The organism is Sessilibacter sp. MAH3 (assembly GCF_054658275.1).
Genome location: NZ_BAAGIE010000005.1, coordinates 48,885 through 69,145 on the forward strand (window position 1 = coordinate 48,885; position 20,261 = coordinate 69,145).

At 41.6% G+C, this 20,261-nt stretch carries 10 protein-coding genes; 7 read left to right on the plus strand and 3 right to left on the minus strand.

Annotated elements, in window-relative coordinates:
* Positions 1–43: 43 nt before the first annotated feature.
* On the minus strand, positions 44–2,350 hold the full coding sequence (locus tag ACYQ2C_RS04640; RefSeq protein WP_460049642.1) for an NADP-dependent malic enzyme: 2,307 nt from the start codon (positions 2,348–2,350) through the stop codon (positions 44–46).
* 278 nt (positions 2,351–2,628) lie between these two features.
* On the opposite strand from ACYQ2C_RS04640, the gene ACYQ2C_RS04645 reads away from it, so the two are divergent.
* Positions 2,629–3,507, plus strand: coding sequence for a DUF2971 domain-containing protein (locus ACYQ2C_RS04645; RefSeq protein ID WP_460100217.1), 879 nt, complete (start codon positions 2,629–2,631; stop codon positions 3,505–3,507).
* Between the two features lie 630 nt (positions 3,508–4,137).
* Here the strand turns inward: ACYQ2C_RS04645 and ACYQ2C_RS04650 are convergent.
* Positions 4,138–5,358, minus strand: coding sequence for an extracellular catalytic domain type 1 short-chain-length polyhydroxyalkanoate depolymerase (locus tag ACYQ2C_RS04650; RefSeq protein WP_460049644.1), 1,221 nt, complete (start codon positions 5,356–5,358; stop codon positions 4,138–4,140).
* Positions 5,359–5,612: 254 nt separating this feature from the next.
* Here ACYQ2C_RS04650 and ACYQ2C_RS04655 point away from each other — a divergent pair, with 254 nt between their 5' ends.
* The 4 genes from ACYQ2C_RS04655 (at position 5,613) to ACYQ2C_RS04670 (ending at position 14,696) form a co-directional block, all read left to right on the plus strand.
* Complete coding sequence (locus ACYQ2C_RS04655; RefSeq protein ID WP_460100221.1) at positions 5,613–7,721, plus strand: VRR-NUC domain-containing protein; 2,109 nt, start codon at positions 5,613–5,615, stop codon at positions 7,719–7,721.
* Positions 7,708–10,401, plus strand: coding sequence for an ATP-dependent DNA helicase (locus ACYQ2C_RS04660; RefSeq protein WP_460100224.1), 2,694 nt, complete (start codon positions 7,708–7,710; stop codon positions 10,399–10,401). The genes ACYQ2C_RS04655 and ACYQ2C_RS04660 overlap by 14 nt, the downstream gene beginning before the upstream one ends.
* Positions 10,402–10,849: 448 nt before the next feature.
* Positions 10,850–14,038 (plus strand): sensor domain-containing protein, encoded by a 3,189-nt coding sequence (locus ACYQ2C_RS04665; RefSeq protein WP_460100227.1) that lies wholly within the window; start codon positions 10,850–10,852, stop codon positions 14,036–14,038.
* Between the two features lie 397 nt (positions 14,039–14,435).
* Positions 14,436–14,696 carry a phage tail protein gene (locus tag ACYQ2C_RS04670; RefSeq protein WP_460052834.1) on the plus strand — a complete coding sequence of 87 codons (261 nt, stop codon included), beginning with the start codon at positions 14,436–14,438 and terminating at the stop codon, positions 14,694–14,696.
* Between the two features lie 345 nt (positions 14,697–15,041).
* Here ACYQ2C_RS04670 and mtnP read toward each other — a convergent pair whose 3' ends face one another.
* Entirely contained in the window at positions 15,042–15,920 is an 879-nt protein-coding gene (gene mtnP / locus ACYQ2C_RS04675; protein WP_460052816.1) for an S-methyl-5'-thioadenosine phosphorylase, read from the minus strand.
* A gap of 748 nt (positions 15,921–16,668) precedes the next feature.
* Between mtnP and arsS the strand changes: the two genes are divergently transcribed.
* Both arsS and ACYQ2C_RS04685 read left to right on the plus strand, forming a co-directional pair.
* Positions 16,669–17,706 (plus strand): arsenosugar biosynthesis radical SAM (seleno)protein ArsS, encoded by a 1,038-nt coding sequence (gene arsS / locus ACYQ2C_RS04680; protein ID WP_460100231.1) that lies wholly within the window; start codon positions 16,669–16,671, stop codon positions 17,704–17,706.
* A gap of 203 nt (positions 17,707–17,909) precedes the next feature.
* Positions 17,910–20,072, plus strand: a complete 2,163-nt coding sequence (locus ACYQ2C_RS04685) for an FAD-dependent oxidoreductase (RefSeq protein WP_460100234.1) — start codon at positions 17,910–17,912, stop codon at positions 20,070–20,072.
* Positions 20,073–20,261 lie beyond the last annotated feature (189 nt).

Consider the following 20,261-nt stretch of genomic DNA (forward strand, 5'->3'; position numbering starts at 1 on the left):
AAAAACGGCACCGAGGTGCCGTTTAGTACGAGTGTAGCTTCGCTTAGAATTTCTCTGCGAATTGCTCTTTGTACAACAAAATATCCGCTGAGGCGAGAGCACTCATGTTGAAGATCGCGCGTGGCGACGCAGAGTTCACAATCACATGAGCAGGTCTGGCAAGGCCGGATAGGAAAGGCCCAACCATCAAGCCATTGGCTTTGCGACGTAACAAGCCAAGCGTGATGTGCGCTGCATCGATATTTGGGAAGATCAATAAGTTAGCAACGCCTTTAAGTTGACTGTGCTTAAAGATACTTTCGCGGTAAGGGATATCCAGTGCCGCCATGGAGTGCATTTCGCCATCCAATTCAACATCTGGAAATTTCACGCGAAGAATCTCTGCGGCCTTACGCATTTTAATCGCCGACGGCGCGTTAGACGTGCCGAAGTTTGAGTGCGACATTAGCGATACGCGTGGCTCTAAACCAAAGCGTTTAACTTGGTTAATAGCAGATTCGGTGATGCTAACAATTTCTTCTGCCGTTGGATCAACGTTCGCAAAACAGTCCGCCAAGAACAGTGGGCCGTCTTTCATAATTAAGGTAGAAAGTGTGCTCAACTGAGGATGTTGCGGATTGCGGCCGATGATCTCACTGACGTGACGTAAGTGGTAATCGTAACGACCCACCTTACCAGCCAACATACCATCGACGGTACCTTCGCGAACCAACATCGCCGCCATAACGGTGGCGTGGGTACGCAACATGGTTACGCAAGCATCAAAAGAGTTACCCTTGCGACCAACAATTGCGTGGTAGCGCTCGCTCAAAGAGTTGATCAACTGCTCGTCTTCTGGGTTAACAACTTGGATGTTTTCACCAATTTTTAAGCGTAAACCGAGTTGTTTGACTCGCTCTTCGATCACTTGAGGGCGACCGATCAGAACAGGAGTGGCAACGCGCTCATCAACGACTTTTTGCACTGCGTGCAGAACGATTTCGTTTTCACCTTCGGCGTAAGCAAGTTGTTCTTCACCGCGCTGTGCCGCTGCAACGATGGGTTGCATAAACATGCTTGAGCGAACAACGTAACCGTTAAGTTGTTTTTGGTAAGCGTCCAGATCTTCGATGGGGCGAGTTGCAACGCCGGATTCCATAGCCGCTTTAACAACAGCCGGTGGAATGGTCGCAATCAAACGAGAATCGAACGGTTTTGGAATGATGTAATCAGGGCCAAAACGCAGCTTTTCACCGGCATAGGCTTTTGCCACTTCGTGTGTGGATTCTTGCATTGCCAATTCTGCAATGGCTTTCACACAAGCAATTTTCATTTCTTCGTTAATGGTGGTTGCACCGCAATCCAACGCGCCACGGAAAATGAACGGGAAGCACAATACGTTGTTTACTTGGTTCGGATAATCCGAACGACCGGTCGCCATGATGCAATCTGGACGAGCTGCCTTAGCAATTTCAGGAAGAATTTCTGGAATTGGGTTAGCCATTGCCAAGATTAACGGGTTTGGTGCCATGCTCTTAAGCATTTCCGGCGTTAATGTACCGGGACCAGAAAGACCCAAGAAAATATCAGCGCCATCAAGTGATTCTTCAAGAGTACGCTTGTCAGTAACCTGAGCATATTCTTCTTTATACTTGTTCATACCGTCTGGGCGACCACTGTAGATCAAGCCGCGGCTGTCACAAATATAAACATTTTCTTTGCGAAGACCCATGCTCACCATTAGGTTTACACAGGCAAGACTGGCCGCACCGGCGCCAGAGGCAACCAAGATGACATCTTCAATTTTTTTACCGATGATTTTTAAGCCGTTGTAAACCGCTGCTGCGGCAACAATTGCAGTACCGTGTTGGTCATCGTGGAAGACTGGAATATCCATGCGCTCACGGCATCGACGTTCAATCTCAAAACACTCAGGTGCCTTAATATCTTCTAGGTTAATGCCGCCGAAGGTTGGTTCAAGCGCGCATACAAGATCAACGAAACGGTCTACATCCGGCTCGTTGACTTCAATATCAAATACATCGATGTTGGCGAATTTCTTAAATAGAACGGCCTTGCCTTCCATTACTGGCTTAGAGGCCAATGGACCAATATTACCAAGGCCAAGTACCGCGGTACCGTTTGAAATAACACCCACGAGATTACCGCGCGCAGTTACTTCTGCCGCCGCCGCAGGATTTTCTTCGATAAGCTGACATGCGTAAGCCACACCGGGAGAGTATGCTCTTGCAAGATCGGATTGTGTTTCTAGAGTTGTTGTAGGCGTAATTTCCAATTTACCGGGTCTTGGTAAGCGGTGATACGCAAGCGATGCTTCTTTAAAAATTTCTTCTGGAGTCTTGTCGGACATTCACCCTCTCCTTGATTTTTTTTGGAGTCGATCCGGGGGTCGTGATATTAATGGGAAATACAGTAAAACGATAGACAGATATACATTAACTTAGAGAAGCTAGTTTTAATTTAGCAGAAGAAAATTATTGTATGTCCACGACATTATAAGGATTTTTACTGTGCCAAAAAATTAACACGGGCTACACTCTTTTTGCAGGTGCAGCAAAAACAGTGTTATTTTTTTTGTTTAGTTAGTTTATCTTGATTCACATGACAAGAATCAGTTCTGCAAAATTCATGATTACGAAAATATCTCAGCAATTATACGCACAAACTCCCGAAGATACTCTGTATCACTACACCTCTTTGACCGGTCTAATGGGTATCGTCGAATCGAAAATGCTCCGCGCTAGCGATATTCGCTATATGAATGATTCAACTGAGCTGAAACATTTGTTAGTTTTATTATCGGACGAAATAAATATTCGTCTAAACGCTGGTTCCGCTTTTGCCCAATTACTTAACCAGTTTTCGCAGTGGCTTTCTCATCGAATTGTTGATGGCCCTATGTTATTTGGTGCCTCCTTTCGCGCTAATGGTAATTTGTTAAGCCAATGGCGTGGTTACAGTACGCACGGCAAAGGCGTTAGTTTAGGGTTTAATCCAACATACGTACTCGATTGCGCTGCCTACCACGATTTTTCGGTTGGTAAGTGCATCTACAATCCCGAAGAGCAAAAGCAAATCGCTCGCCAAATCGTAAATTCCGTGGAAAATACGGCAAAAAGTAACCACGCAGACTACGTCCAAGCTGCAATACCCGATTTCACTCCAATCTTTGAATTTATTGAAGGTGATCTGTTAAAAATCGCAGCCATCTTAAAGCATCCCTCATTCGAGGAAGAGCAAGAATGGCGTGTGGTTTCGCCAATATTTACTCAGAGCAATCAAGCACCCATTTATTTTCGCGAAAGTTTATCGATGCTAGTGCCTTACTATGCCTTTGATTTTACACGTAATAACCCAGAGCATACGCTGCAATTGCAACATGTTTTTGTCGGCCCAACCAGTAACAGCGAATTGTCAATGAAGTCCGTGGCGCTGTACTTACAAAGGCAAGGTTGCAGTCCAACCGAGAAAATCAGCTATTGTCGAATTCCTTATCGACAAAAATAAGGGTGAATTTTCATTATTGTCGACAGTTTTTCTGTGTGACCTTCTATTCTAGTTATTTAAAATAGCAGCTTTAATAATTTATCGGCTTTTATTGCAAAAAAAGGCAATTTTAGTGATGTTTTAAACAACATTTACCGAATTTAAATTTACGCAAAGCCAAAAAATATTTAGGCGCTGGATTTTTTGTTGACAGAAATTGCTTAGCTTGTTGACGCTCTTGCGTTTTAATCCGTATTTACTTCAACGGTTGATCATTTGCTCACACCTACGCATTTAAGTGTATTTCTCTAAAAGATGTATCAAATTTCCTGCGTTAAATAGCATTGTAATTGTGTCCATACATTTGATCTGAACGTGAAAATGTTACAATTTCTGCATGCTTTTATCCTGTGCCCCTATTATTTTGTGTATGAATCCACCCATCAAGAATTTGATGATATTGTGAATTAAAATTTTTGTGTTCGTGAATTTATGAAAAACCGTTTTTTTTATAATCTTTTTTAATCACTTAAATTGGAATTTTAGAAGACGTAATATTGCATTGCAGCATATTGATTGACGGCTTTTTTTTAAGAACGAGTTGAGCGCTGCGAGGCGCCTGTGCTCTTAAATCACACAGGCAAAAAAAGTTTATTGTTTGGGATGAGATTTAAAGAAAGACCAAATTTGTTCACTGATATTTGGCGCATCTGGATAACTAAAATCACCTTTTTCGCCACCATACCAGCCGTGATCGGGCCCATCTAACCAAAGAGTTTCGATTAACGTTCGCGACTTACCCGATTCACTGCCATAGGATTTAGGGTAATTGAAACTCTCAAAGTGCCATTGGCAGCCCTTGGTTTGCCCAAATTTAGACGCAGCAGGATGTTGAGTATCAATACCATAAGCTTGTGCCCAGGTATCTCGCAGATTTTCACCGGATTGAAAGTGCACCGTGCCGTCTTGTTTGGAATGGGTTATTAAAATTGGAATAGGGCGTTGTGGATCTTCTAGAGCTTCCGTCATGGACGAACGACTTTCCTCCACCGATTGAAAACCCGGCTGCACAAAGTTGCCCATCAAATTAATCGCCCGAGCGGTTTCTCCGTAACAAACACCTGCGACCGGAGCACCGGAGGCGATCAATGAATTGCGTGTCACCATCAATGCCACGGTCATGCCCGCGCCCGACGATAAGCCCGTTACGTGAATTCGGTTTTGATCAACGGGAAATTCTTCACAAAGCTCCAGAATGAGCTGGTGCAAATCTTCAACTTCGCCAGAACCTGCTTCACGTTGACTGCGCATCCACCAGCCCCAGCAATTGCGAAATCGCAACCCGGCGTAGCTAGTAATAAATGGATAAACAACGATAAAACCTTCTTTTTCAGCAAGTTTTGAAAATTCAGAAATGTGTTCAATATCGAGATGATCTTGTTTGCAGCCGTGCAGCACTAACACCAAAGGTACGGGTTTGGTTGGGTTGGACGATACTTTACTTGGAATAACTAAGCGGTAGTCGCGCGTGCGTGAGCCTCGATAGGCGCGCGATTCAAATTGTCGATCGTAGATCTGCGGTTCGCTGGTGGTGAATGCTTGAATGTTGGCTTTCAGTACTTCTGTTTTACGCTTTACTTTCGAAAGGCTTATGCCGCGTTGCAAGCTTTTGGCTTTTTCGCTGGCCGATGTGCAGCAGTCTTTAAGAAACGTGCTGGTTGAGTTGAAGCTTTTGCTGAGAGAGTTTTTAAAGAAGTCAAAACCGGGAATAGTGTTGGAATCCGATGGTGTTGATTGTTTTCTGCGAGATTTTTTCAGATCCACATCACTGCGGATGGTGTAAAGGTTTGCTAGTTTGTCTTTGATTTTCAAGCCGAGCTCCTTGCGGTGGTTGTATCTAATGAAAGCACCTTTTGAGTGATTCATCGAACTTTCGCGATAACGAGCATAACCTCAAGTTAAGAGGCCATCACCGGAAGAACTAAGGTCGCTAGGCTTCGGGGTGATTCATAGAGATGCCAGATATTCTATTCTTGCGGTAAACTAATCAGACCATACGTGTTTAAATTATATCCATAAACATCGAATGCCACAAAAACGTTCAAATATTGTTCAGAAGGGTTTCAGTGAGTCCGTCCCAAGCTAATTTATTAACGCAGCCTTTGGCATCGGATTATTACAGGCGAAACTTTCTTGAACTGCTGGATTTGGTTGAGCGTCAGTACGACGATCTATTCACACCGCAAGAAAGAACCTTTAATCAACATTTTCGTAAGCTCAGTTTCGATGCACAATGTTTATTGGTGCGTTTGGTGTCGCGAGCGCCGACAGTTTTTCGTATCGATAAACTGCAATACCCAGAAATCGCAGACATAAATGCTGCTCTTGCTGATCTGCATTGCCATGGTTTTGTCGCCAATCAATCTGAACGAGCAGCAACAGAACTTGAACCTTTGTTCTCACAAGAAGAATTAGCAACATGGCTTGAGGCTCAAAAAATTTCAGACTTGGTCTCGGTTCAAGGGTTGATTCCGGTCATTTCAAAATCACGTCAGCGTGAAGAGCTCGCGACCGAGACACAAGGTCAATTAGGAATGGTTGCCGCGCATCCACAACCAGAGCAGTTTTCTTTGAAAAAACTCAAGCGAGCGCAGTTAGGGCAATTATTTTTTGAATACGCCCGAGCACATTTAACGGATGAACTTTTAACACCACTCCCTTTTGAAACGATTACGCTTATTTGTGGCGACTGGATTACACGTTTACGAGTGATGTATTTTGGTAATTTACGCCAAGATTTATCGCAGTTCGTATTGCGCGATTTACAACTGCAAGAATTTCAGTCCTACATTATTGACCGTGAAAATCGTCTGTTTTTACACAGTAATAGCATCAACCTATTCATTGAGTTGCACAACATAAAAACAATAATCAATGCAATAAATGTAGATCTTGAAATTTTCTCGGTGCATTTCGAGCATAACGAAGTATTTGTCTTCGACAGTCTTTTGCATTATTTAAGTCTTCATCTTAATTGTTGGAAAATATTTCTGTTTTTCAAGCGTTGGCGTGAGCTTGCCGGTGCCGAGATTATCCAACAACTAGAACTGCTTGCTCGGGCGGGACGCGATCAACGACCATCAAAATCATTGTCGCACCTATTGTGGTTGACCTTGTCGATTATTGTTTCAATTATGCAGCGCAAAATACGCGAAGACTTATCGATAGAGCAGTCTTTGGCGGCGGCAAAAATTCATCGGCAATTAATTTCCATTACCGAAAAACTGGCTTATCAATTTGAACGCGCAGACTTTCTCCAAATAGCGTTAGATCTATACACCGGAATTGATACCGCCTATGCCAGAGAACGAAGGGCAAGAATTCACGAGCGTTTAAAGCAAACACAACTTGCGTTGGCAATTTGTCAATCGATTAAAAACAACGCCAGTGAATTTGATGCTACTGTGTCAGTGGCTAATAATATTCGCAGCGACGAATCTGAATTGGAATTTGCCGAGAGTTTTGGGCACAAGCTGACGAAAAAAATACGTTATCTGTATTGGCCAAAACCCAAGCGTTATGAGCCTCCCGTGGAGATTATTAGTTGCGTAAAACCCGAGCAGCCGCGTTTTAATTCCGGTGCCGAAGACTGTGTTATTGAATATTTTTCCGGCGCTGGTAGCTGCTTTTTTGTCGAAAATTATTTAGTGTTAACGGTATTCTCGGTCGTTTATTGGGATTTAATATACGCCAATATTCCCGGTGCATTCACACAGCCATTTCAGCATCGACCCCACGATATTTTTGATGCTGAATTTACCAGTCGAAGACGGGCTGTTAAACAGGCAATTGAAAATGAATTATTAACAGCAGAGTTTATTGACTACTCATCTTTCTTCGAAAAATACTCTGCGGTACAAGTACTCAAGCAACCGTTGATTGATTTGCGGTTTGTAGATAATAGATGTTTAGAGCTTGCGTTAACCAGAATCAAAACTGAAGATTGGTTAAGTTTGTTTAATCGTCTTTGGGGGAATCTCAACGAGCATCGTCGCGGTATGCCAGACTTAATTTGTTTTCCCACGTTAGAGTCGCCTGAGAATACCTATTGTTTTATTGAAGTTAAAGCACCTAATGATAAGCTACAAGATCATCAGCGACGGTGGTTAAAATATTTTTCGCAAAAAAATATTCCTCATAAGTTGATACAGGTGCAATGGGTTGCAAACGATTAGGTTAAGTGTTTCGCAACTGCTGGACTTTGCTCGCAGCGGCAATCTTGTTCGCGGTCAAATTCAACCGCGTGTACAGGCCAAAGACGGCATTCGTATACATCAATTTATACAAAAACAACGCGACCCATCTTGGTATACGGAAGTTTCCGTAACGACTCAAGTTATCAAAAATTGCCGAAAAATTATTGTTCAGGGACGAATTGATTTAGTGAAACCAGCGGACATGGTCAGTCCGATTATTATCGAAGAAATAAAAACCCTGCAACTGAAAAGCGACAGCGTATCCGACGCTAAATTATCACTGTTTTGGGCGCAGGCAAAAATCTACGCGTATCTGCTTAGTCAAGATTCACAGTGGCAAAGCGACAGCTATATATTGCGGTTGAATTTGTACAGTATGTCGGATCAACGTAGTACCATTATAGAGAAAGAAATCTCTCTGTCCGAGGCTGGCACTTTTTTTGAAACCGTTTTAGATCGCTATCTAAAATGGTCTGCTCTGGTTGAAGAGCATCGAGAAGATTCCCGTAAAACCATACTGGATCTTAAATTTCCATTTGAACAGTTTCGAGATAACCAGCGTTATTTTTCTCGATTTGTGTATCAAAATTTCCGGAACAAACAATCATGCTTGGTTGAAGCACCAACCGGTATTGGCAAGACCCAAAGTGTACTCTTTCCTGCGATTAAATTTTTAACCGATGCATCGGTGGAAAAGGTCTGCCAGATCTATTATTTAACCTTTCGAAATTCCTGCCAAAAATCCGCGATCGATGCCTATAACACACTACGGCTTAACTCGGGTTTAAAAGCATCTTTATTGCAACTTCAAGCCAGAGAAAAACTGTGCTCGTGTTTAAATGGCGATAGTGATGAAGAAAGCTGTTGTCGATTAGAAGGTTTTTACGATCGGTTATACCCAGCCATGCACGCAGCTTTAGGTTTGGAATGCTTGGACGCAAACACACTTTGCGCTTTGGCGGAGCAGTTTACTTTGTGCCCACATGAATTGGCGTTGGAGTTAAAACCCTGGGTCGATATAGTGGTAGGTGATATCAATTATATTTTAACGTTAAATCAAGAGGTTAAATTAGAAACTTCAGCCGATAAAAATGAACGCCTATTTTTAGTGGATGAAGCACACAATCTACCCGAACGAATTCGCCAAGCGCATTTGATAAAATTTGTACCGAAAGAAATTTCTGTAGCGAAACATTTTTTAAGAAAGCAACGGAAGTTCTTTAAAGAGAGTTTTAGGTTGGTATCTTCCTTATTGAGTTCCTTAGAAAAACTCACGGACGATTTAGCAGCGTTTAAACAGCCAATGCCTTCTTCTCGATCTGAGGTTCAGATTGTCAAAAATCCTACGACACTGCATCTAGGTGGTCAGAATCCAGGAGGTCAGAATCTAGACGGTCAGAGCCTCGATAAGATTTTCCAAACGCTCTTATCAGAAGTCACTCAATTTTCTGAAGCGTTTTACACGACTTATTTTTCAGAGCTGGGATTGTATCTGAATGCAAATACAAGAGCTGTAAACGGAGCGTCTTTGGTTGCAAACGATAGTCAATCACCGGTCTTAGATATTTTGTTGGCACTGTATCGTTATTGCGAAATTATCTTGTTTTATCGCGAGATAAAACCCAGTGGTATCATGCTCACGATAGAGTCTTCGGGTGTTGTGTTAATAGAATGTGCTGATACAAACGCCGTAAGTGCATTTTATTTGAAACGGGCACGCTCGGTAGCAGCATTTTCAGCAACACTATCGCCGCTGGATTTTTACGCCCATCAAATTGGATTTGGCAGCGAGTCTGGTGTATTAGGCGATTCTGCTATGGTCGATAGCATTACATCCAACAACGTTTTAGAGGCTACAGAAAATACTACGGATGAGTTGGGGATTGACATTCATCGAGTGATTTTACAAAAAACACCTAAAAAAATCGCTTTTTCTGCGTCTTTAAGTCGTGCTCCAAAAGCCGAAAAACTATCCAGCATTAATTTAAGATTACCGAGTGTTTTTCCCAGAGAGAATCAATTGGTCTTAATTTCACGTTATTTAGATCTTAGCTGGAACAATCGCGATAAAGTTATCGACGACGTTGTTGATTTAATTATTTCGGTAATTAGTCATAAGCCCGGTAACTATTTGGTGTTTGCTGCTTCGTTTGATCAATTAGATAAGGTTTATGATTCTTTTATTGACAGAGAGCTGAATATTTCGTCGGTAAAACAGTCGCGGTCTGATTCTCAAGCCGCAAGAGAAACACTGTTCGCAATGTTCGAACCCGGTAATCAGACGCTGGGTTTTGTGGTGTTGGGTGGTTATTTCGCAGAAGCATTAGATTTTTACGGCGATAAACTTCATGGCGTTATTATATTAGGATCCGGTGCGCCGGTTCCCTCGGAAGGTTTAACTCGTCAATCGATGTGGTTGAATGAATCGGGTTACGATGGATTCGCTACAACATTTATTTATCCCGGTGTTACCAAAATTTTACAAGCGGCTGGTCGGGTAATTCGTACCGAAACCGATCGGGGCGTTGTGGTTCTTGCAGATTCGCGATTTTCGCAGCAGCCTTATCTAGGGCTGTTACCCGGTCACTGGCAGTCTCGTACCTGCTCAAATCTCGATGATATATGTTCTCACTTGCGTAGTTTTTGGTGTGCAGATTAGATGGTAATGATTTTACGCATTAACTTCATTGACATTATTCTTTGAATTCTGAATTTTCCATTCCGAATCAGTATTAAACCCTTTAAATTTTCTTAGAATTCAACTTGCTGATTATGAATCTTCTACTACTTTGAAGGAGGAATAAATAGCGGTGGATAAGTTTTGTGGGCAGTAAAAAAAAATCAGCTTATATATTCTAAAAAAATAACAACCGCTATTTTTTAGTGATTTTAATGCCAGAAACTAGCGCATTAAGAATCTTTCGTTAGAATTTAAATGGGGCTGCAATTTTAGACTTAGATATTGTTGAATCTCGACTTTCTCGAATTGTTGCTGTTCGTATTTTGGGTTGAATTGGGTGGTTTCGCCAAGTGTTTGTTGTTGGTTGAGAGGTAAAATTTTGGAAAAGGTTATTTTTCCAAATGCTAATGTTAGAAGTTCTAAGTCTATGGCTAAAACTGTTTTAGAGCGTTCTCCAATTAAATTTGGTTTTTACACTTGGCATTGGTGTCCGTCTCAGCGCTTATTTAACTATTCAGGTGACTCCTTAATACCTGCCGATGTTCAGCATTGTCTCGATCCTAAAGTATGGTTAAAAAAGCTTTCCAATAAAGATGCCGAGATAATTCTGGGTGTTCTGAATGAACCGGCCAGCGATAGCTTTGACGACGATCAGCGCTTGTTGTATGAGTGGCAGCTAACATTATTTTTCTCTCATGGCTCTTTAGTCTCTCGCTGGACCGCCGTCAAGTTGTCTGTGAATCAAGAGTTACTGAGTCTTGAAGCCGATATTAATGATCCAGAACAAATAGAAACCGATCCTAATAAATTCGCCAAAGCACGGCTTGCTGGTAAAACTGATGCATTACTGTCTGTGGCAGATGAAGCAGCAAGTTTGTGTGAGAATAAACTGCACGGTGTTGGGTTAGTTTTTGATGATGAATGCATCGATGGAGAGCTGTTAGAAGCTCGTCTGGATTTTTGTCACAGCAGCGAAAATACAGCCATATTTTTGGGCAATGATGATTTAATGTCCGAAAACGACATTAATCCTACCTCTCGACCGGCATCAGCCAAGAGTCACTCGCGGTTTGAATCTGATTACTGGCAATCAGTTGTTAATATTATTAATTCCCTGCCCTGTGCGGTTTGGTGTGTTGATACCAATGGCCGTTATACGGTCGCTAATTATTGTGCATTTTCGAACTTAAATGCTCAGCCATTAAGTTTAACCGGAAAAACATTGGCAGAGATTTTCCCTGCATCGCAGGCTATGTCGTATTGCGATCGTAACAATTTGCAGGTACTTAAGTCTGGAGAAGCTGTTTTAAATGTAGAGTCCAATTTATCTTCAGGCGATAATAAATGGTTTCGTTATGACCATTTACCGTTAAAAAATGATGTTGGCGAGTTAATGGGCGTTATGGTCATTATCGCCGATATTACAGATGCTAAACAAAAAGAATTTAGTGCTTTAAGAGCAGAGCTTAGCTATCGAAATTTTATCGCTAACAGTTCAGGGGCAATTTTTGGTGCAAAATTAGATCGCCCCATGCAAATGTCGTTAAGTCGAGAAGCAAAAGCACAATGGATTCGCGAGTACTTACGGTATACCGAGGCTAATGACTCCTATGCGAGAGGGCTTGGTGTTGATTGCAAAGACCTTTTGGATAAACCTGTTTATCCATTGGCCAGTAGTCGTATAGAAAAATATATTTATCAATTAATTGATAATAATTTTTCGCTCGATTCTATTTTATTCAGTCAGCGATTGAGTGATGGTCGTTTAATTTGGCTCGAATTAAGTGCACACGCTTGTTTCGATGGTGATGCTGTCATTGAAATATGGGGGTTTTATCAAGATGTTACCGAACGTGTAGAAAGTGAGCTTGAATTAAAACGCAGTGAACAACGTTATCGCAGTTTTATTCAAAACAGCCACGACGGTATTGCTTTTATTGAGCTTGAAACCCGAATTCACCTAGACGATATTTCTAAACATAATTCGGATGCAATTATTTCGTCGGCCAAAATTGCTGATTGTAATCACGAGTTTGCCCGCCAGAACGGTTACGATTTTTATGTCGATGTCGTAGATTTACCCTTGGTGGAAATTGCTACCGCAGAGCAGTTACAGAGCTTGAGAACTGCGTTTGAGACTCATGACTTTCAATTCAATTGCTTAGAAGTTAAAAATTTAAGCGTTAGTGATCGAGAAATTTGGGTCACAATCAATACCGATGCTGTCATTATTGATGATTACGTTTATGGTTTTTGGACGTTTCACCGCGATGATACACAACGCAAACTTCATTTAGAAGAGTTGGAATATCAAGCTAATCACGACTCGCTAACGAATTTACCCAACAGAAAGCGCCTTTACGAATTTATCGATGAGGCGATTAGCAAAACTGATCAGGGCGGAAATCTCGCATTAATGCTCATCGATCTTGATCGCTTCAAAGAAATTAACGATACCTTGGGCCACCATGTGGGTGATGCGTTACTCCAAGCGTTTGCAGTACGCCTTGAAAATTCTTTTAGAGATCAACCGGCTTTAGTGTCACGTCTCGGCGGTGATGAATTTGCCGTGGCCGTTTATGTAGAATCTAGAGAAGAAGGTTTGAGCCTAGCGAAGCTTGTTTTAAGTGAAATTCAACAGCGGGTGACGGTGGTAAAAATTGGTGTTGAAATTCGAGCGAGTTTAGGAATTGCTTATTGCCCTGAACATGGTCGAGATATATCGAGCTTAATGCGCTTTGCCGATATGTCGATGTATCAAGCAAAGGCCGAAATGCTCGGTATTCAAGAATACGATCCTGTTTTCGATCAATATACTCATAAACGCCTAGCGTTAATGAATGACTTAGCACAGGCCATTCGCGATGATGGTTTAACGCTGTTTTATCAACCCAAAATTTGTCTGTATGAATCTAGATTAATTGGTTGTGAAGCTTTATTACGATGGCATCATCAAACCTACGGAATTGTTTCTCCGGCGGAATTTATTCCATTAGCTGAGGCGACAGATTTAATTCATCCACTGACATTATGGGTTATTCGCAATGCGTTGCGTCAATGTCGAGTCTGGATGAATGAGGGTAAAAATATTACGGTTGCGGTGAATCTTTCCGCGCGTAATCTCGTTGCCGGGAATTTATCGGACTTTATTCGTGATGCGTTGGTTCGATATCGTGTCCCTGCAAAAAATTTAGAATTAGAAATTACCGAAAGTGCCATCATGGTTGATCCTAAAGGTGCTTTGGCCACCTTGCAAGAATTGCATGATATGGGTATTTCACTTTCTATCGACGATTTTGGTACGGGTTATTCGTCGTTGGCCTATTTAAAACAACTGCCAGTTTCTACCTTAAAAATCGATTTCTCTTTCGTTATAAATATGATGAACGATGAGTACGACGCGGTTATCGTAAATTCAACGGTCAATCTCGCCCATAACTTGGGTTTGCAGGTGGTTGCAGAGGGTGTGGAAACTAAGGAAATTCTAAATCGTCTAGGTTTGATGAATTGTGATATGGCGCAGGGTTATTTTATTGGTCGCCCTATGACCGTAGAAAACTTTGAGCAATGGGTTCGAGATTCTGAATGGTCAAAAAATCCGGCCTTTAAAACTTAGCTGTTTACTGAATGGTTAAACCTAATTTAGTGATCGATGGGATATTTGTGTTTTTGTATTAAGAGATTGTATTGCAGAGCTTTTGGGTGTTTTCACTCTTGTAAGTTTTGTCTTAATCTAATGTCAGTTAATCTGAGATTTCTAATAGTTATATTAACGCTAGTTTCACCTTAAAATTTAATTCAACGATGTAAAATTAATGAATTGACGCGTTGAATCCTGTCATTATTGCTAGTCGCTGTCGATTTTCAGCGTATTTTTCTAAAAATAAAATCCCTGAGCTTTTATATTTTAATGAATTTTTTAATTCGTCCGAAATATATTCAGTTGCTTTTAATTAAATCAAGAATCGGTGAATCATAAGCTCGATTAAAAATTACCTATAGAGGATGTATTTATGCAAGGTTATGTGGGAGAGATTAAGTGTTTTGCGGGTACATTTGCGCCGCGTAATTGGCTGGCGTGTAAAGGGCAGCAGCTAAATATTTATGAATACCAAGTGTTGTACTCGATAGTTGGTAATCGTTATGGTGGCGATGGTCATCAAACTTTTGCTTTGCCAAATATCGCGCCTTTGCTCGGGGCGGAAACCTCAGAGCCATACGATGATTTAAACTATATTATTTGTTTTGAGGGTGATTATCCAGATCGTCCGTAATCATTAACATGTTGGTGTCGTTTTGTAGATTGGCCAGTATTTAAATTGTAGCGTTTTAAAAAGTATTGCTTTGGATTGTGTTTTTTAAAATGTGTTTACTTGAGCTGTTTTTTTTCAAATATTGTTTAAATACGTTTACTTTTTAAATACGTTGTTTTGATTTTTATAAAAACGAATTTATTTGCTGGTTGATTTTTAACAGCCTCTGATTATCTCTGCCATGATTTAATCAGAGCGCCGAACTGGAAAACACGATTTCCAATGTTGTCACTATTTTGATCACTTGCTGTTCTTAGTATCGATGACACATCCTTGTGTTGAACAATTCCCGTTAATTAATAGTCGTTATTTTCTTAAAATATCAACAATGGCTTTTGTGCCTTCGTCCATGGCATCCAATGGTGTAACTAAAGATGTGCTCAAAATGGAGTGCGCATTGGATACCGGTTTTTGTTGATCAATTCGCTTTACTAAATCAATAACAATTTTCTGCGCTTTGGCGGCGTTTTCCATTAGGTTGCGGATTGCCATATCGGCAGAAACTTGTTCTTCGTGCGGGTGCCAACAATCGTAATCGGTAACCATCGCTAAAGACGCGTAAGCCATTTGCGCTTCCATAGCCAGTTTTGCTTCTGGCATATTAGTCATGCCTAAAATGCTCGCACCCATAGATCGATACCACAAAGATTCTGCCAGGGTCGAAAATTGCGGCCCCTCTATGGCAACGTAGGTTCCACCTCTGTGCAGGGTTACCTGACTTTCTTCTTCTAGGCTTTCAACCGATTGAGCTAAAACATCCGCTAAATTAGGGCATACCGGTTGTGCCATTGGTACGTGTGCAACAGCGCCTGATCCAAAAAAGCTGCTGTCACGCTTTTTGGTAAAATCGATGTACTGATCTGGAATAACCATGTGTTTGGGTGCAAGTTGCTCTTGTAACGACCCTACAGCGGATAAGGAAATAAGGTATTTCACACCACATTGTTTTAGCGCGAAAATGTTGGCTCTATAAGGGACTTCTGTAGGCAGTAAACGATGACCTCGGCCATGGCGAGCGATAAACACAACGGGAACAGAATTAATTGTTCCGCAAATCAACGCATCTGATGGTTTGCCAAATGGCGTATCCACAAAATGTTCAGTGACATTCTCCAATGCGTCCATTTGGTAAAGTCCGCTTCCACCTAAAATACCGATAGCAGCCTGTGGCAATGTTGTTGGCATGAGTTCTCCGAAAACACTCCTAAACTGAGTGTGATTATTAAATTAAACCATTGGGTATTGTTACGTCTGTATGGTTCATTATCTTTGATGAAAAATTTGTCTTCTAGACATACTAATTGCAGATTGAAGCAGTTACTATCGGTGGGCTAAGTTGCTGTATTTGTGCTGGGCATAATCGACATATCGCTTTTTTTATTTAACAATAATTCTCATTTACTAGCTTCACCGCTATAGTTACTTTTGGAGCCACAAAATTTTAACGAAAAGTGAGAATTCAACGGAGCTTATTTTATGGGTTTTATCCGTGACAAAACCCTTTTCTTTAGTAATTTTTGCGATATTTAATGTTTATATTTTGCTAGGCGTATACGCTTCTTCTTTGAGATCTGAAACCTCATCAGCGGAAATAAATCTATTTTTGTGGTTAAATTCGTAAGCACCGTTAATGCTTAATTTAGTGAAGAGTTTTTTAATTAAAGATTGGCAAAATAGGCATGCTTGTGTACTTCTAGATACCATCAAGATTAATCGCAGATTGTTTTTATGTTTGTTAAATTCCGTCTAAGCGTTCTGCTTGAGCTAAAGCTAGTTGTACGGTTGAGAAATAATACTAGCTTGTACAAATCTTAAATTTTTTTTAACTTCTGCTATTAACTTTCTCGAAAGCCCTTGTATCCACAGCCAGTTCCGTAAATCGTGTCCGACGATTGAGCTTTTTCGCTCAGTACCAATGGAATTAGTTCGCAAGGTGTCTGTCATATTCGACCGATTAAGTTTTGTTAAGCCAATAAATTCCGCATATAAAGAACCTGAGGGCATTATGCACGCTACCTTGCCGTTGTTAGAAGTTACGGACTTTCCCGAGATTAACCGCGCTGAATTGACCACGCTTCAAGTCAACATCGGCTATTTGTGTAATCAGCGATGCTTACACTGCCATGTGAATGCAAGCCCAGATCGCAAAGAAATGATGTCTGAAGAGCTGATTCAACTGATTCCTGAAGTGATTAAAGCTCGCGGCATTAATACTCTCGATCTCACCGGTGGTGCGCCAGAAATGCACCAGCAATTTAGAGAGCTTGTGGCGAAAGTACGAGCGATGGGTGTACGTGTGATTGATCGATGCAATCTGACAATCCTAACGGAACCCGGATACGAAGGTACTGCGGAGTTTTTAGCCGAACATAAGGTTGATATAGTTGCTTCATTACCGTGTTATTCCCAAGATAATGTTGATAGCCAGCGCGGCGATGGTGTTTTTGATCGCAGTATTCTCGGTTTACAGATGTTGAATAAATTGGGTTATGGCTTACCAGATTCTGAGCTTTCCTTGAATTTAGTCTACAACCCTTTGGGTGCGACACTACCGCCCAATCAAGAAGCTCTCGAACAAGAATATAAAAAGCACCTGTTTGATAATTTCGGCATTCACTTCAATCAATTGTTTGCCTTGGCCAATATGCCGATTAAGCGTTTTGGTTCTACGCTCATTTCCAAAGGCAAGTTCGCAGATTATATGAATTTGTTAAAAACTAATGCTAACTTTGGGAATCTTGATCATGTGATGTGCAAGAGTCTGGTCAGCGTTGATTGGCTAGGTAATTTGTACGATTGCGATTTTAACCAACAGTTAGAAATGCCGGTTGTTATTGATTCCAACGGCGCTCACGCACAGCTTAAAGATCTGCTTGAAAATAATTTGCAAGGTTGCGCGATTAAAGTAGCGGATCACTGCTATGGCTGTATTGCGGGTTCGGGTTCGAGCTGTGGTGGATCACTGAGTTAATTGAATTTTTATTCTTTTATCTTATTCGTATTTTTCTTTATTAAATACTTTGCTCGGATTGCTGGCAAAACCTGTAAAAATTTCATGCTAGTGTGCCAGCAATTGAGATTGTTTTGATCCCAATGCTTTATTGAGCATGCGTAATGCTTTTATAAAAGAACAAAATTTGTTTTATAAGCCGTTTTGGCAAAGAAGGTAGTGACATGAAAAAAATTATTATCGTGATTGCGATCGCGATTTTGGTGGGGTTGTTCTTCGCGTTTGATGGAACACAGTACTTATCTGTTGAAGGTATTAAAAACAATGTAGATACCTTGCAGGCTTGGCGTGCAGAATCAGCTCTAACTTTTGCAATCATTTTCTTCACAGTCTATGTTATAACAACTGCACTTTCAGTCCCTGGTGCGGCTCTTTTGACCCTAGCTGCTGGAGCGCTTTTTGGATTTTGGTGGGGTGTTTTAATTGCGTCTTTTGCATCATCACTTGGCGCAACGCTCGCTTTCTTAGCGTCTCGTTATGTTCTTGGTGAATCCATACAAAGTAAGTTTGGGGATCGTCTGTCATCAATAAATAAAGGTATCGAGCGTGATGGGGCGTTTTATCTACTTACGTTAAGACTTGTTCCTGCATTTCCCTTTTTCCTTGTCAATTTGTTGATGGGTCTGACGCCGATCAAAACCATTACCTACTATTGGGTTAGCCAAATAGGAATGTTGGCTGGTACTGCGATATACGTAAACGCAGGCACTCAATTGGCGCAAATCGAGTCGACTGGCGATATCCTTTCTACTGAATTATTTATTTCCTTCTTTTTACTTGGAATCTTCCCGTTAATTGCCAAAGCGATTGTCTCGAAAGTAAACGCTGCAAAGGTTTATAAAAAGTGGAGCCAGCCTAAAAAATTCGATCGTAACATGATCGTCATTGGTGCTGGTGCTGCGGGTCTGGTGTCTTCTTATATTGCCGCGGCTGTAAAAGCCAAAGTGACCTTAATTGAAAATCACAAGATGGGTGGCGACTGCTTAAACTACGGTTGTGTACCGAGTAAGGCGTTAATTAAATCTGCGCGTGTTGCTAAACAAATGCGTAACGCCGAAAACTACGGGCTAGAGGCCGTAGAGCCTAAGTTCTCGTTCCGTAAAATCATGGCGCGTGTGCAACAGGTTGTTAAAGACATTGAACCCCACGACAGCGTTGAGCGTTACGAAAGTCTTGGTGTTGACGTAAAACTGGGTCACGGTAAGTTGGTTGATCCGTGGACCGTAGAAATCACCGATAAAGAAGGCAAAAAATCACGTTTAACTGCGCGCTCCATTGTTATTGCCGCAGGTGCCGCTCCCTTGGTGCCACGTATTCCGGGCTTAGAAGAAACCGGCTACCTAACCAGTGATACGCTTTGGGAAGTTTTATCCGATCGTGATACGCCACCGGAGAAGCTTATTGTTTTAGGCGGTGGTCCAATCGGTTGTGAATTAACGCAAGCCTTTGCTCGTTTGGGTGCAAACGTAACGCAAATCGAAATGGCGCCACGTATTTTGCTAAAAGAAGACGAAGATGTTGCCGAATTGGTGACCAAATCGTTGTTGTCTGACGGTGTTAATCTGCTTACCGATCATAAAGCGGTGGGCGCTGAGCTGGTTACCGAAGGCGAAACCAAGAAGAAATACTTGATTGTTGAAGCCAATGGCGAAACCAAACGCATCGAATTTGATGAAATCATCTGTGCATTGGGTCGTATGCCACGTTTGAGCGGTTACGGCTTGGAAGAATTAGGTGTAAATACCAATCGCACTGTATCTACCAACGAATATCTACAAACGGTTTACCCTAATATATATGCTGCCGGTGACGTTGCGGGTCCTTATCAGTTTACCCACACCGCTGCTCACCAAGCTTGGTATGCCGCAGTTAACGGTTTGTTTGGTCAGTTTAAAAAATTCAAAGCCGATTACAGTGTGATTCCCTGGACGACCTTTACCGATCCAGAAGTTGCACGTGTGGGTTTGAGTGAACAAGATGCTAAAGAGCAGGGTATTGCTTACCAAGTAACACGTTACGGTATTGATGATCTTGATCGCGCCATTGCAGAAAGCGAAGCGCACGGTTTTGTGAAAGTTCTGACTGTTCCGGGCAAGGATAAAATCTTGGGTGTAACCATAGTTGGTGAACACGCCGGTGAATTACTTGCCGAGTTTGTGACCGCCATGAAGTGGAAACTTGGCTTGAACAAAATCTTGGGTACCATTCATACCTATCCGACGTGGTCTGAATCGAACAAATACGCTGCCGGTGAGTGGAAGCGTGCGAATCAACCTAAGAAACTCTTAGAGTTGGTTGAGAAATACCACAATTGGCGTCTAGGTTAATTCGACGTTATTTCCTGTCGTAAAAGAACCACCTTCGGGTGGTTTTTTTATATCTCGTATTGGTTTGCTTGTGGCTTGGTGTTTTTTCACGCGTGGTTAAAAATAGGAAAACTACCTGTCTGGGTTAACTTATTATTGATTGACGATTATTTCTTTTATAATCAAACATTCGCGCCAACTCTTTTTCGA